This window comes from Georgenia satyanarayanai (genome assembly GCF_023715365.1).
In the GTDB taxonomy this organism is placed as follows: domain Bacteria; phylum Actinomycetota; class Actinomycetes; order Actinomycetales; family Actinomycetaceae; genus Oceanitalea; species Oceanitalea satyanarayanai_B.
Map to the genome: position 1 here is coordinate 1 of NZ_JAMBNZ010000071.1, position 477 is coordinate 477.

1 protein-coding gene is annotated in these 477 nt (G+C 66.9%); it reads left to right on the top strand.

Translation table 11 applies throughout. The features are described 5' to 3' along the window. Positions 1–312, top strand: a 312-nt coding sequence (locus tag M3148_RS17050; RefSeq protein ID WP_251305918.1) for a TOBE domain-containing protein, incomplete at its 5' end; no start/stop codon positions are given. Between the last annotated feature and the right edge of the window lie 165 nt (positions 313–477).

Below are 477 nucleotides of genomic sequence, written 5' to 3' on the forward strand. Positions count from 1 at the left end.
GTATCGCTGGGCGGCACCCTCCTGCGAGGTACCGTCGCTTCCTCGGCAGCCCCGGGGCAGGCCTGCATGATCCGGCCGGAGAAAATCGGAATCCTTCCAGCCGGCAGTCCGGTCCCGCCGGGTCGGAATCATCTGATGGCCACGGTACGCGAAGTGACCTTCATGGGTGAGTTGACGCGCTGCGTGCTGCAACTCGATGCCGGTGGCGATCCCGTGGTCGCAAAGCAGCAGCATCGGGCGGATGCGATTGTCGTGCGACCCCAGGAGCGCGTGGCCCTGACCTGGGCGGTCGAGGACACGCTTCTGGTCTGAGGCCCGCCTACAATCCGGCCTTAGCGGCCGATGTTCTGTCTCCAGCGCTCGCTTCGTGAGGTCGGCTGACGGAAGTTCCGGTGTCATGCGGAACACTTGTCCTGCCGGCTTCGCGGCGCGCATGTCGGCCCGCGAGCAGGCCATGCTTCGGCGCCAGGGTGAGGG